The following is a 13,889-nucleotide window of genomic DNA, read 5'->3' on the forward strand; positions in this document are numbered from 1 at the left end:
AGGACTGGACAACAGCGTAGTCGCCGACCAGCTCGCAGCCGAGGGCTGGCGCACACCCCGGTTACACGACCGCTTCAACATCGGCGAGATTCAGCACCTGATCCGCCGCCTGGGCCTGCGGCCCGGCCTTGAGCACGACCGCACAAGCGATCGGGGACGTCTCGGCCTCGACCAATGGTGGCTCAGCGCCCTCGCCCGCGAAATCGGCACGCCCACAGTGACTCTCTACAACTGGGTGCGCCGCGGCTGGGCCACCGGCCGCCAGGACAGCCGCCCGCCCTACCGCTGGATCATCACCGCCGATCCGGCCGAGGTCGCACGTCTGCACGCCTTGCACCGGCTCCCACAACCGCCGCCCCTGGATCCCCGACAACCCCACAAACGCCAAAGCTCAACCACCACAAGGAGAACCAGCATCATGAGCAAATCCGATTACACAGATCGCATTGAGAACAACCCACCTCGACGGGGTTGAGGTCCGGGCGTAGGCCCGTAGCTGGCCGACCGTGAACCAGTCCCGGTCGGCGACATAGCTGCGTATCCCGAGGCCAGGTGTGTATTCAGGTTTGTCCCAGACCAGCATAACCTTGCTGCCGGTGAGCGTCGGCGAGCAAATCCCGGTAGTTGGTCCACGCGAAACTCTGTCTGGCCGAACGGCTTCGGTCGTAGCAGTGCGGCCGATAGATCAGCCGGGACCAGTCGCCGGGCCGATAGCAACACAGCGCGCTCTTTGACCTCGGCGTATCTGCGTGCATGGGCGACGCAAAGCTGGGCCGACGGCGCGGTCGCATGCAGCCCGCCCTCGCAGCCTTCGACACGGCAATGCCAACCGTAGGTGGGGTGGTGCGGCGGAAACTCGACCGGTTCCGCCAACAGCCACTCCGGAAACTGCTGACTGACAATGTCGTAGCGGCCATCCGGGCTCAACCCCAGATACTCGGCCGCCGAGTCCGGAACCGACGTCAACGAGGTGCTCGCAGCGATGTCCGGCGTCGTCACGAGTCGGCTCCGCGGGCCTGGCCCGGCACCAGAAACGGTTCGGCCGGTGGGCGGGCGCTGGCGTCCCATGCCTGCTGCAGGAATTTCATCGCCTGCCGGTTGGCCGACCGTCCGTAGACGTCGGTGACCATGGCCGGGCTGGACCAGCCGAACTCCTGGGTCACCAACTCGGCGTTGAAATCCGACTCGGCATAGAGCGCGGGCCGCCGCCTTGTGCCGGAAGGAATGCGGAACCAGATGGACATTCAGGCCGGCGCGGGAACAGGCCCGACGCAGCATCTTTCGGACACCGCCCGTGTGCAGTGCCGCGCCAGCGGTGGCGCCGGTGAGATGGACCAGGATGTGCTCGTGGTCGACCAGGTGCTGGATCGGACCGAACTCGTCGAGCAGATAGGCGTGGAACGTGCTGATCATGTCATTGGAGACCGCGCGGAGCACCCCGTCGACGGTGTAACCGTCCCGGGTTGGGGTCGCTGGGGCGTAGGACTTCGCGCAAGCCCGGTTGGGGTTGTCGTTGCGGCCGACGACATGAACGTGCGGGTCGGCGCGCTGCCTGCAGGGATGGTTCCGGGTCAGGTGCAGGTCGCAGAACCGTAGCCCGCAGAGCCCGCCGACGCGCAGACCACCGTCGTGCAACCAGGTCACGATCATGACGTCCCGGACTGTCGGCAACACTCCCGGCTCGAACAACGCCTCGACGACCTCATCGAGCAGAAACCGACGCTGACGCGAATCCTTCTGTAGGGCGAGCTGATTCGTCTCGACCGACCGCCGACCACGACGGGCGAAGCTGCGCCCCGAGGTCAACGCCTCGACCAGCTCCGGCCGAACCTCGCCGGTCACCTGCAGCGACAGATAGTAGGACCTTCACCACCGTCGCGACGTTGCCCGCCGCCGACGTGCCCAGCGGCTTGCGGTCCGGACGGCGCCAGACCAAGCCATACATACCGTCGGCCTGCCGGTGACGCCATTCATGTAGCGGCGCAGGTCATCGAAGGTCACTGAGTCCGGACTGCGGCTGTTCACATGCAGCCAGTTCAGGTGATCGACCAGGCTGTAAGCATAGGTCTCCTGCGTCGACGTCCCGTGCCGGGTGAGCACCGCCAACGACGGCCGGTGCACCTCACCGGCCGGAGAGAAGATCCAATGCGACAACCGGCCGTCGGGGTGGCGGACCTTCCGAACGGTGAACCGATCCAGATCCACGACCGCCGACGTGGAGGTGAGTGTGGCGAATGTAAGCATCAATCCCTGTTCGCCACAGAGCAATTCAGGGATGGGTACGAATATCGCGGACGCCGGTTACGTGGGGGCTAAGCGACAGATGCTCGGGCGAGTGAAACCGGATCTTCTCCGGAAAGCGAATTCTTTTGAGCAACTGAGTATCCGAGGACGGAACAACGCACCGGCATCTCGCCCGACACCGTGGAGCGCTCTGCGACACTGGTGTTCGTGCCCGAACTGGACGCCATCTGGCGTGAAGCCGATACCGCGATGCTCCGGTGTCTCGAGCTTGCCCACGAGTCGTTTCTTTCGCGCGGACTGCCGGTCGGTTCCGTCATCGGCACCGGGGACGGTGAAGAAATCGGGGAAGGTCGCAATCGCGTCTACGATCCTTCCGGCGGGCCCGACCGGCTGCAGCGCACCTCCATTGCGCATGCCGAGATGAACGCCCTCGCCAGCGTCGATACCACGACCGATTCGAGCAGCCTCACCTTGTGGTCGTCACATCGGCCGTGTCTGATGTGTGCGGCGGCATGCGAATTCACGGGTGTGGGCAGCGTTGTCTTCATCGCCCCTGACCCTTCAGACGCTGCGGTTGTCCGAGACCCGGACGGGATCGATCCGGAATGGGTCGTGGTTGTCAACCTGCTGTTCCTGTCTGGCGTGGCCGCGCGTTCGGGTCCGCCGTCGCCGACGATCGCGCGCGCCCGGTGGAGAGAACCGGAGGTCGTCGCCTTGATGGGGACCGACGCTGACACAGCTCTTCGACAGCAGCCGCTTCGCGCTGCCCTGATCCCGCTATGGACGGGCATAACGACGGCAGCGCAGGAGCGCCTCAACCACCATGGGCGCGGTGTCGGTCCATCCCGATCGGTGTAGTCGATCATCAAGGGCCGGTCTGTCCGCGTTCCGATCCGCGGATATCACGCAAAGTGTGCCTGATCCAGCATTCGACCGGCATTGACGTTTCGCTCGAAGATGGTCCAGCAGCCTCCAACGCTCAGCACCATGGTCTGGGGGCCGACACTCTTGCGTGCTGGTGGATCCGGCCGCGAACGCGAAGAGCAGGGAGCCCGAAGAGATAGGGGATACACACAAGACTGCTCGGCTGAGGGGTGACGAATGTTTCGCGTCCTGTTCGAGGTGGTCACTCGGAGCGCCGTGCGGACTGACTGGACCATGGGGCGACCGAACCGCGAGCGGTGATGCCAACAGTCCATGTCATTGATCGCGGGCCAGCGGGGCCGACTGATCCCTCGGAGGTTCAGTGCGACTGAGGTCACTCATCGATCCGGACAAGAATTCTCCTGCGATTCTCCGGGTGTGTGACTCGTAGATCGCCGTATAAGGCCAGTTCAACGACAGTGATTCTAGAATCAGCGTAGAAACGCTCTCAGAAGTTCGATTGACATTCCCTGTGATGCGCCTTACATTCACCTGAGATGGCACGAGCGGGCGGCGGAAGAAAAGGCTGCACGCGCCGATAGGTGTGCGTGATTCAAGTTTTCACTCGCTGAAGCTCGCTACATTGTTCCCCTCTGTGTGCTGCTGACCCAATGAAAGGAATTGGGCAATGGGCATGTTGCATAGCTACTCCGCAGGGCAATTCTTGCCTCGGCCGGATTTTCAGGCCCGTCAAACGATTCGCGACCGCGCGGGTGAGTGCGCTTACAGTAATCATGGATGCCCCTGCGCATTCTCAACGGATCGACGTATGTATCGGATGATTGCGTATCCTCCGCCCGAACGAGTCGACCTGCGATCTCCTCGCGGAGAAGCGTGGCATGGGGAGTGACTTTACACGCTTTCGGCAGTGTTTGTGCGAGGAGCTGCGCTGTGCCGCACCTGCATATATGCCGGGAGCGCGGTAGAACATTGATTACCTACATGGAGAACGGACGGGAGTGACCGGGAGTAGCAAGCTGGTTGGCGCGGGTGTTCCGCAGTTCGCCAGCGAGTTTCATATCGGTTCGTGATGCCTTCTGAGCAGAAAACATTATAACCGGAATATGCAGGGGGAGAAATCTGCATGAACTTAGATGTAGAAACGTGTAAGGGCTTGAGCGTCGACGAGCCGAATTGTGCAACCCTAATTCGAATAGATTGGGACCAGGTCCCGATCGCGGATTTGGCACTGGATAAGCTCAAGGGTGTAATGTTTGTCCGTGGTATAGGAACGGATCCCGAGCACGTGAGCAATTTGTCCGAGGTGCTGGATAACCTTCCACCAATTACTGTTCACTCGGAAACAATGTCCGTGATAGATGGTATGCATAGAGTCGCCGCCGCTAGACTAGGGGGAAGGTCGGCAGTTCGTGCGCGTATGTTCAACGGAACAGCCGCAGAGGCAATGGTGTTGGCAGTGCAGTTGAATGTTGCTCATGGCCTTCCGCTGACACGGTCTGACCGCGCAGCTGCCGCAGTGAAGATGATTGATAAATATCCACAATGGTCAAATCGAATGATTGCGACGTACGTTGGCTTGTCGCCCAGCACTATCGGATCCCTTCGCCCACGTTCGTCTGATCAGATCGATCAGACGAACATCCGTCTCGGACGCGATGGTCGATCGCGACCAACGGATCCCGCCGCAAGCCGGCAACGCGTAGTCGAGGTCTTGCGTAGGAGGCCGGCGGCATCTATCCGCGATATCGCGACCGAGGCGGGCGTGTCGGTATCGACAGTCCACGATGTCCGCAAACGAATATCCAGCGGCATGGACCCCATCGCTCGCCGATCCCACAAGGCCAAGGGCAACCAGCCTGGTCAGGTATCAGGGCAGAGAGCGGACAAAAATGCCGCCAATCTCGTAGTCGCGCTGGCAAACGATCCTTCTTTACGGCTCAACGAATTTGGGCGCCAACTCCTCCGATGCTTCCATCTGCACCGAGTCACTTTGATGGAACCGAATCGTGCTGCCGAAATGGTTCCGAATCACTGCGTCGGTAAGGTAGCTGAGTTGGCCCGAATCTATGCCAACAGCTGGGCCGATTTGGCGAACTTACTCGAATGTCGTATATCGACTGATCAGGCAAGTGCCTTAAAACCGCAGTCGCTTGAGGATAAGCATAGTTGAAATGTGACTCCAAAGTTTACTGAGTTCAATGGAAGGACTTTTCAGGTGCCTACCTATTCAACAACAAACGATTTGCGCCGGGCGCGCCTTTCTGGATTGTTAAGCGAAAGAGGCTGCATCCGAGTTATAGAAGCGCATAATCCAATTTCGGCGATCGTCGCAGAAGGCGCGCATGTCAGCGCCAGCGGACCGTTTTCGGGAGAATTCGATGCGATCTGGTCTAGTTCTTTGACCGACTCCGCAGTGCGCGGCTTGCCGGATATTGAAATTCTCGATTGGCGTATTCGACTGGCGGCCATCGACGAGATCTTCGCAGTGACGGCCAAGCCGCTAATCATGGATGGCGATACTGGCGGACTCCCGGAGCATTTTGAGTACACGGTTCGTGAATTAGAGCGACGCGGTGTATCTGCAGTGATCATCGAAGATAAGCGCGGCCTCAAGCAGAATTCGCTACTTGGTGGATCTCGGTTACAAGAGATGGAAAGTATGGAGCGTTTCTGCGACAAGATACGACGCGGTAAGGCCACGCAAGTTACGCAAGAATTCCAGATATTCGCGCGCATCGAAAGCCTGATTCTGGGAGAGGGAATGCATTCTGCATTGCAGCGGGCTGATGAATATGTAAACGCGGGCAGTGACGGGATAATGATCCATAGTCGAGACAAATGTCCAGACGATGTAATGAAGTTCGCGACAGAGTTTCGTAAGACTCACCCTGGAGTCACGCTGATAGCCGTTCCAACTACGTACAACAGTGTGCATGCGGACGAGCTTGCCGGGGCAGGTTTCAATATCGTCATATACGCCAACCATCTGTTCCGGTCTTCGATGAAGGCCATGCAAGATGCATGTCGAAGGATCCTCTTGAATGGCAGGACTGCCGAGGTGGAGGAAATTTGTGTCGATCTGGCTGAAATCCTGAATCTGGCCCGGCCGGTCATGCCCACAGCGGACCGGCTCAGCGCTGTTCGGACGGGCGAACTCGAAAATATTGACTCCTATCGCCACACTCTATAAATTAATTCTGTGGCTGCCACGAGATGTAAGTAGTAGCCATTTTTAGGAATCATCGAAGAAATGGAGAATGGAAATGTCTATCTCTGTTCGCGTCACCGAGGATCGAGTTATTCTGAGCGAAGACTCGGGTGAGAATGGAAAGCGGCAGGAGATCGGTCCAGTCTGCGCTTCCTTCAAGCAGTTCATTTCGGAGGTTAAGGAAGGAAAGTACGACAACCTCGTCTAGATAGTCATCGGCTGGGTGGCTCACGCCACCCAGCCGACCCTGGGCGAAGGTTAAAGCGGATGGAGGAATGCATGTTACGGGCGGGCGTTTCGAATATATCGACGGCATCGACAGCATCGGAGCGCGACTGGCAGCCGCTATCCGATGAACAGTTTTGCAGTTATGAAAAGGACGGATATCTACTTCTCCGAAGTGTTTTCAATGAAGCGGAGGTTGAGCTCGGCCTAGCTGTTGTGTCGGATGCCCTGGCTATGCCGCATCCGACAATTGGTCAGCATGCAAGCTTTGCCGACTACTCTCACACGATCCGAGTTCGTAATGCGGTTGATGGCTTGCCGGGCCTCGACTACTTTCTCGATCATCCACGGCTTGTGGGGCCATTAATGACCTTGCTGAACCATAGCGTACATATCTTGGGGACTGAGGTATTTGTCCGCTCCACTCATGCGGATGCTTTGGAGTACTGGCACACCGATGGCGGCGAATATCTACAGCGTCTGCAGTTGGCCGAAGGCAGCCCGAGCCTTCAAGTTAAAGCACAAATATTTCTCACCGACGTGACAAAATCGAATAGCGGAAACTTCTTGCTGATACCAGGGAGCCATCGTAAGATACCCAACTCCCGGAACATGTTATGCTACATGGACGAGCTGGATGAACCACTAAAGCAGGGAATCCTTCCAGAGGACGCCGTTGAGGTGAAAGCAGCACCTGGCGATGTACTAGTTTTTCCGTATTCGCTATGGCACGCTGTATCGAAAAATGTAGTCCGTACTCGAAAGACGTTTATATTTAGATATGGAAATTTGTGGCACCGCCCGCATGATTATCTAACTCAACCGCAACGAGTCCTTGACCGTATGTCGCCGCGTTTGCGCCGTATGTTCGGAGACTTTGGAGATAACGTTCATCCCTCCGACTATTATAAACCTGTCGATCAAGGCGATATAATGGCTCAAGGCGGAAATTATGGCAAGTGAGAATTCTATAACCAAGGTGATTGCTCGTGGCCTGTACGACTCGAATGGACGTGCGGCCGTTGAAGTTACTCTTGTCGACGGGGCAGGACGGAGCTCGAGTGCGCTAGCCCCGCGCGGCTCGAGCGTTGGTGAGTATGAGCCGGCACATCTGGAGGATGCTGCTTCGCAGCCTCGACTTAGGGCGGTGGCGCCTGCTGTGCGCGCAGTAGCACAGCAGGTAGAGCCAGCGCTGGTTGGACTCGACGCGTCAGATTTGACCGCGGTAGATCGCCGGCTCGACGATCTGGACCCACCTCCATCACGAAAGGTCATAGGCGGCAATACAACCATCGCTACATCCATGGCTGTAGCACAATTGGGCGCGCTCCAGCGTTCGCTCCCGCTGCACACACACCTGCGGGACTTCGTCGGCCTACCGGAAGCCGACCGACCTCCGTTGCCTGCCATGAATATTATTGACGGTGGCCTTTGTCCTAGCTCGAAGGTTCCGCACATCGAATTTCTCTTGTTTCCTGACCCAGATGTTCAGCTGTTGGACGCAGTGGAGACCAGCATCAGGGTCCGTGACTACGCGCGAGAAGTGTGCTACCGGAGAGGATACGAAGCTGCGACGAGCCAGCAGGGTGCCATTTCCGTGCCTCTGCAGTCATGCACGGAGGGGATGGATATTATCCTCGCAGTCCTGCAGGAACTCGGGGTAGAGTCTGGATTCCGCCTCGGTCTGGACATGGCGGCGTCGGACGTTTGGAGAAACGGTAAGTACCAGTTCCCGTGGACCAATCGCGCACTGTCGGCTGATGCACTGCTTGACACTTATCTGGAATGGATCCCGCGATATAGTCTTCGCTACCTTGAGGACGGGTTCAGTGCCTCGGCGATGAGCGAATTCACCGTGCTGACATCGAAGGCGGGAGACATGATGATTGCCGGTGACGATCTCTTTGCTTCGAACGTGAGCCGTGTAACCGCTGGCGTGCAAGGAGGGTGGGCGAATGCTGTCGTGGTAAAGCCCAATCAGGCCGGGACTGTTTCGGCGGCGATTCGGGCTGCGGAGGCGACACGGAACAATGGTGCGACATTGGTAATTTCGCAGCGCAGCGGGGAAAACGGCGGATCGTTCATCAGTAGTCTGGCGATCGCTTGTGGTGCACGGTACATCAAAGTCGGAGGTCCCGCGCGTATGGATCGCATCGCAAAGATCAACGAACTTCTCACCACACTGGCACCGAAATGATGGCAATACGGCCACGGCTTGCCGTTGTCGCTTTGGCAATGGGCGTGGTCGAGTTTGGTGACATAGCTTATCTGGTAAGCCTTTCGGCCTCGCTGTACCTGTACGGTGGTTCGTCGATGCATGTCGCGTACGGGATGGCGGCGTACAGCATCGGCAGCTTGGTAGGATCGTGGGTTGGTGGCATTCTTGTCGATGCGATTCCAGCACGACGCTGGATGTTAATCGGTAATACATGCGCAAGCATTCTTGTTTTTACCAACGTATTTGCGGCGTCGCTGCCCGTCCTCGTTATATACGCCGCGGTGGTCAGCATTGCATCGCGGGCCATGCTGGTCAGTCAACAGTCCTGCTTGCCTTTGATTGATTCGGTGAGCCTGCTTCGCGCGAATTCTGTCGTGATGATTTGCCGCAGGATAGGACAGCTTTCGGGTCCGGGGCTGGCGGGAATTCTTGTGGCCCGCGGCGATCTTCATCTTGTGTACGTGCTGAATGCGGCGACGTTCGCGGTTGCCGCCATCGTAGGCTTTGCAGCAGTGCCTGCGGGAACAGCGACTACAAAGAAAAAAACGGGTGAGAGCAAGAGGGATTTCTCATACATCTTGCGAATACCCGCTGTACGCTCGTCTTTCGTGGTGAACTGTGTAACCGGGATTCTTGCGGGTACAAGTAGTGTTTCAATCGTTGTGTACACCGGATCGGTGTTACACGGTGGAGCACGGGAGTTCGGTCTCATCTCAGCTTTCACCGGTGCGGGTGCAGTACTGGGTACGATTGTGGCGCCGCTTGTTGGAAGAATGATGCCAATTAAAATGTCTGTTGCTTCGACAGTCGTATCCGCCGGCGTTGCGCTGAGTATTCTTCCGTTCGTGATGTGGTTACCTGGAGCTGCCGCGCTGCGCGCAGTGAACGGCTATGCAGTGAACGTCATCTTTATTCTTTTGATGGCGAACTTGCAGAGCCATGCTCCTAAAGAGATGTATGGTCGTCTGATCGCTACGACACGAAGTGGTCAGGATTCCCTGATGATTTTATTCATCATGGTGTCAGGCGTACTGGTACAGGCGGTTGGAGTTCGCGTGGTTCTGGTCTTTGTGGGTAGTCTCGCAGTTCTTTGTGCTGCTTTGATTGGCTTGTCGAAGAACCCGTTCGATTGGGAGCCCGCCGACAGAGTAATTACCGACGATAGCAGGTGGCGCCGACCCGGAACAGAACAATCGGTCGGATGACATCATGAGTGGACTGAATAAGGCAGGTAACTCAATGGATAACTGTCTCGACAACGTCAGCGGCAGGAGCGTGCCGAATAATTTTTCTTGGGTGGATGGTGAGTGGGTGGCCAATATGTCCATACCGACACGAACCACGGCGGTCTTGTATGGCGCTTCGGTTTTCGATAACTGCCGTGCCTGGCGAGGTGCGGATTGCGCATCGGTCTACGGACTGGTCGATCACATAGAACGATTCCGTCGTTCGGCGACCGAGGCCCTGCTCGATCTGCCCGTGAAGGATAGTGATCTGACTGATGGGATCGCTGCGGTGTTGAGCTGTAGCCCTCCGAATAAATTTGTGCGGGTGCGCATGCTCGCCTTCGGAGCGGACGAAGAACTGTGCTCACGCCGTGCATCAGTCGTTATCTTTGCACTACCGGTAGAGGGTTACGCACCGCTGAATCCTCGCCTGGTCACATCTACTACCCGGCGTCGGGTATCCGGGGATCTGCCTCGCACGCTGAAGAGCCCGAGCGGATATCTGTTCGTCCGGCGCGAGGTGGCACGAGCCCGTGTCGCCGGATACGACGACGTTGTCCTTGTTAACGAGCACGACCGGATATCAGAAGCAACGCGCTCGAATCTCGTGATAGTGAATGGCTCCGTTTTCAGTAGCCCGCCGACTAGCGAGGGCGCGCTGCCAGGAGTGACGAAGCGAATCGTGCGGCAACTGGTGACTGCTGCAGGCTTCCGCTGGGAGAGTCGCCCAATCGACTGCCAGGAATTGACCTCGGCTGAGGGAGTGTTGCTGACCAGTTCGTCGCTCGGTGTGACGGCAGCACAGTCGGTAAATGATCGACAGTTGGCGACAACCGAAGCCATGCAAACTATCTGCGCACGCTATGCTGACTTGCCGTTCGCCGAATCCGACCACGCGTCTCTGTCGGTGCTTCCGCTGCGTGATCAGGCGGAGAAGGTGTCGTTCGGATGACACTCGACGAGGCCCTCTCCACATTGCGGTTCCAGACATTAACGATGATCGCCGATGCCGGCTCTGGCCACCCAGGAAGCTCTCTGTCATGCTTGCATATTCTCGCAGCACTTTTTCATAAGGTCCTCCGCGGCGTGGCATCGCAGGATCGTGACCGCGATCGCCTGGTGCTCTCGAAAGGGCATGCGGCTCCCGCGCTCTATGTAATGCTGCGCGATATCGGAGTGCTCGCATCGGACGACATATTTGGGTTGCGTAGTATCGGTTCACGGCTGCAGGGGCACCCGGATCGATTACGTACTCCAGGTGTCGAAGCCAGCTCCGGATCTCTCGGACAGGGTTTGTCTATGGGCGTCGGCCTGGGGCTCGGCCTACGTCATCGCAACAGTCCAGCCCGCGTTTATGTCCTTCTAGGCGACGGCGAACTCCAGGAAGGGCAGGTCTGGGAAGCCGCCGCGTTGGCAGGTCATCTCGGGCTGGCTAACATTACGGCGATAGTCGATCGTAACCGGCATCAGCACGATGGTCCCACAGAATCGATCTCGACACTTGAGCCCCTCGCCGACCGCTGGCAGGCGTTCGGCTGGGAGGTCGATGATGTAGACGGCCATGACGTCCAAGAGCTGGCGGCAGCGATGGTACGTCGAAATAGCGGTCCGCGAGTCCTGATCGCGCATACTGCAAAGGGGTTCGGTGTGCCTTTTATGGAAGGAGATTCACCCTGGCATTCGGTCAAGGATGTAGAGGTCCTCCGCCGATACGTCGTTGAGTTGGAGGCATACCGTGCGTAACGCGTTTGGTATTGCGCTGATTGAATTGAAAGAAGACTTTCCAGAGTTGGTGGTATTGGATGGTGATAATGCTACCTCGACGCAGACCCAGCTGTTTTCTAACCGCTTTCCAGAGGCGTTCCTCAACGTAGGTATTGCAGAGCAAAATATGGTCGGGATCGCCGCCGGATTAGCCTTGGCAGAACTCCGACCCGTGGCCTCGGCTTTCGCCTCGATGCTCGTCAATCGGGCACTGGACCAGATCACACACGCGGTGGCCTATCAGAAGCTTGGCGTAGTACTTGTCGGGCACTACGCCGGCCTATCCGGCGGTCGTGAGGGTGCATGTCATCATTCCATCAGCGACATCGCGGCGCTGCGTTCGGTCCCAAACCTGTCGATCGTCTTGCCCGCGGCGGATGAAGACGTACTACCACTGCTACGCCTGGCTGTGCAGTCGGGACAGCCTACCTACCTGCGGCTGAGCCGACAATCTGCGTCGCGCCTGCCACGCCCGGATCGCGGTTCCCCCATGGAGGGCTGGTGCTATTGGGGCAACGACGAGCCTGAGATCCTAATCGTGACATGCGGACCGATCGCGGCGATGGCAGTAGATCTGCAACCTGAACTGGGAGCGAATACCGGCGTGCTGAATATTTATCGTATGAAACCATTTCCCGACGCAGGCTTGTGGGAAACAACACACAGGGCGCGGGCGATCGTGACCGTTGAGGAACATTCGGTGGTCGGCGGGCTCGGCAGTATGATGAGCGAGTGGACGGCACAGCATAAGCCGGTTGTGAATGTTCCCCTCGGAATTGCGGATGAGTTCACTGTATCCGGTGATCACTCCGAACTGCTGAAGCTGTATGGCATATCGCCGACCAATATCTTGAACGCGGTTCATTTGGCTGTGCACCGAATGGAAAGGGGCAGATAGCATGTTCACCGCCGATAGTCTGCTCATCGAATTGACCGCACGGGGTGTGGGTGAGGTGACGGGTGTGCCTTGCTCGTATTTGACGCCCTTGATTAATCGTGTGGCATCGAACGACCGTGTGTCCTATTTTCCTGCAACCCATGAGGGCGAGGCGGTCGCGATAGCGGCCGGTAGTTGGTTGGCTGGAGCTATTACTTGCGTCATATCTCAAAACTCTGGCCTGGGGAATATGGTCAATCCCCTAACGTCTTTGTGTCATCCGTGCCGAATTCCGGTTCCGATGATTGTGACATGGCGTGGCGAACCAGGTGTTGCCGATGAACCGCAACATGAACTGCTCGGCGCAAAAACGCCTGACTTGTTGACACTCATCGGTGTCGGCCACTCGGTGCTGCCCTCGAAGCCAGAGCGACTGAGTGCAACAGTGGGTTTAGGCTGGGAAGCGATGCAACGCGATGAATTGCCATACGCGTTTATACTGCGTGGCGGGTCGATCGCTCCCGAGGCATTGTCCGAAACCTGGTCGACGGGTGCGGCCGAATCTGTAGTCATGGGTGGACGTGATCGGCCGAGAAAATGCTCGCGTCGAATTGACGCACTGGACACGCTGCTGAGCGCTGTTGTGGACAGCGCAGCGATAGTATCAACCACTGGCAAGACCAGCCGTGAACTATTCACTCTCGCGGATAGGCCGCAGCATTTCTACTTGGTGGGCGCAATGGGCTCGGCCAGTGCGGTGGGGCTGGGCGTGGCCCGGCACACGAGCACCCCCGTCGTCGTTGTCGACGGCGACGGTGCCAGCCTGATGCGGATGGGCACGTTCGCCACAGTGGGAGCGGCAGGGCCGCCTTCCCTCATCCACATACTCCTCGACAACCAGGTGCACGACTCGACCGGTGGCCAGCGCACACAGGCTGAGTACGTCAACTTTCCGGCCGTAGCTGCAGCGTGTGGGTACCGGTGGGTTTTCGACTGTGCTGACTTGTTGGAGTTCGAATTCGCCGTACAGCGTGCCCAGACCACGCAAGGTCCTGTTTTTATCTATCTGCGGATCAAACCAGGATCCATCGAGAATCTTGGGCGTCCTACCGTACGGCCATCAGACGTCGCCCGGCGATTCCGAGATTTCGTCAAAGCGAGCAAGGCGGGATGGGATACCGCTCAAACGATGGAGGAGGCTCATTGCATTGAGCAATTGTGACAACTGGCACGAACGGCCGG

Annotated in this window: 13 protein-coding genes; 11 read left to right on the forward strand and 2 right to left on the reverse strand. The window is 58.0% G+C overall.

What is annotated here, in order from left to right:
• Positions 1–995: 995 nt before the first annotated feature.
• Positions 996–1,244 (reverse strand): hypothetical protein, encoded by a 249-nt coding sequence (locus HPY32_RS46445; protein WP_331713278.1) that lies wholly within the window; start codon positions 1,242–1,244, stop codon positions 996–998.
• Between HPY32_RS46445 and HPY32_RS46450 the strand changes: the two genes are divergently transcribed.
• Positions 1,237–1,596, forward strand: a complete 360-nt coding sequence (locus tag HPY32_RS46450; protein ID WP_331713279.1) for a hypothetical protein — start codon at positions 1,237–1,239, stop codon at positions 1,594–1,596. The two genes, HPY32_RS46445 and HPY32_RS46450, sit on opposite strands and share 8 nt — an antisense overlap.
• Positions 1,597–1,866: 270 nt before the next feature.
• Here HPY32_RS46450 and HPY32_RS44355 read toward each other — a convergent pair whose 3' ends face one another.
• Complete coding sequence (locus tag HPY32_RS44355; RefSeq protein WP_231951476.1) at positions 1,867–2,244, reverse strand: hypothetical protein; 378 nt, start codon at positions 2,242–2,244, stop codon at positions 1,867–1,869.
• A gap of 207 nt (positions 2,245–2,451) precedes the next feature.
• Here HPY32_RS44355 and HPY32_RS03045 point away from each other — a divergent pair, with 207 nt between their 5' ends.
• From HPY32_RS03045 to aepY, 10 genes are all read left to right on the forward strand, one after another.
• Complete coding sequence (locus tag HPY32_RS03045; RefSeq protein WP_156674201.1) at positions 2,452–3,102, forward strand: deaminase; 651 nt, start codon at positions 2,452–2,454, stop codon at positions 3,100–3,102.
• A gap of 1,150 nt (positions 3,103–4,252) precedes the next feature.
• Positions 4,253–5,299 (forward strand): ParB/RepB/Spo0J family partition protein, encoded by a 1,047-nt coding sequence (locus HPY32_RS03050; protein ID WP_082870938.1) that lies wholly within the window; start codon positions 4,253–4,255, stop codon positions 5,297–5,299.
• Positions 5,300–5,302: 3 nt separating this feature from the next.
• Positions 5,303–6,319 carry a phosphoenolpyruvate mutase gene (aepX, locus tag HPY32_RS03055; protein WP_197696408.1) on the forward strand — a complete coding sequence of 339 codons (1,017 nt, stop codon included), beginning with the start codon at positions 5,303–5,305 and terminating at the stop codon, positions 6,317–6,319.
• 285 nt (positions 6,320–6,604) lie between these two features.
• Positions 6,605–7,525: a phytanoyl-CoA dioxygenase family protein gene (locus HPY32_RS03060; RefSeq protein WP_082870940.1), complete on the forward strand. Its 921-nt coding sequence runs from the start codon at positions 6,605–6,607 to the stop codon at positions 7,523–7,525.
• Positions 7,515–8,759, forward strand: coding sequence for an enolase-like domain-containing protein (locus tag HPY32_RS46455; RefSeq protein WP_082870941.1), 1,245 nt, complete (start codon positions 7,515–7,517; stop codon positions 8,757–8,759). The genes HPY32_RS03060 and HPY32_RS46455 overlap by 11 nt, the downstream gene beginning before the upstream one ends.
• Positions 8,756–9,985, forward strand: coding sequence for an MFS transporter (locus tag HPY32_RS03070; RefSeq protein WP_082870942.1), 1,230 nt, complete (start codon positions 8,756–8,758; stop codon positions 9,983–9,985). Before HPY32_RS46455 ends, HPY32_RS03070 begins: the two co-directional genes overlap by 4 nt.
• 4 nt (positions 9,986–9,989) lie before the next feature.
• Positions 9,990–10,958, forward strand: a complete 969-nt coding sequence (locus HPY32_RS03075) for an aminotransferase class IV (RefSeq protein WP_082870943.1) — start codon at positions 9,990–9,992, stop codon at positions 10,956–10,958.
• Positions 10,955–11,749 carry a transketolase gene (locus tag HPY32_RS03080; protein ID WP_067583022.1) on the forward strand — a complete coding sequence of 265 codons (795 nt, stop codon included), beginning with the start codon at positions 10,955–10,957 and terminating at the stop codon, positions 11,747–11,749. Before HPY32_RS03075 ends, HPY32_RS03080 begins: the two co-directional genes overlap by 4 nt.
• Positions 11,742–12,668: a transketolase family protein gene (locus HPY32_RS03085; RefSeq protein WP_171982703.1), complete on the forward strand. Its 927-nt coding sequence runs from the start codon at positions 11,742–11,744 to the stop codon at positions 12,666–12,668. Before HPY32_RS03080 ends, HPY32_RS03085 begins: the two co-directional genes overlap by 8 nt.
• A gap of 1 nt (position 12,669) precedes the next feature.
• Positions 12,670–13,869, forward strand: coding sequence for a phosphonopyruvate decarboxylase (aepY, locus tag HPY32_RS03090; RefSeq protein WP_067583024.1), 1,200 nt, complete (start codon positions 12,670–12,672; stop codon positions 13,867–13,869).
• Positions 13,870–13,889 lie beyond the last annotated feature (20 nt).

The sequence above is a fragment of the Nocardia terpenica genome (assembly GCF_013186535.1).
In the GTDB taxonomy this organism is placed as follows: Bacteria; Actinomycetota; Actinomycetes; order Mycobacteriales; family Mycobacteriaceae; genus Nocardia; species Nocardia terpenica.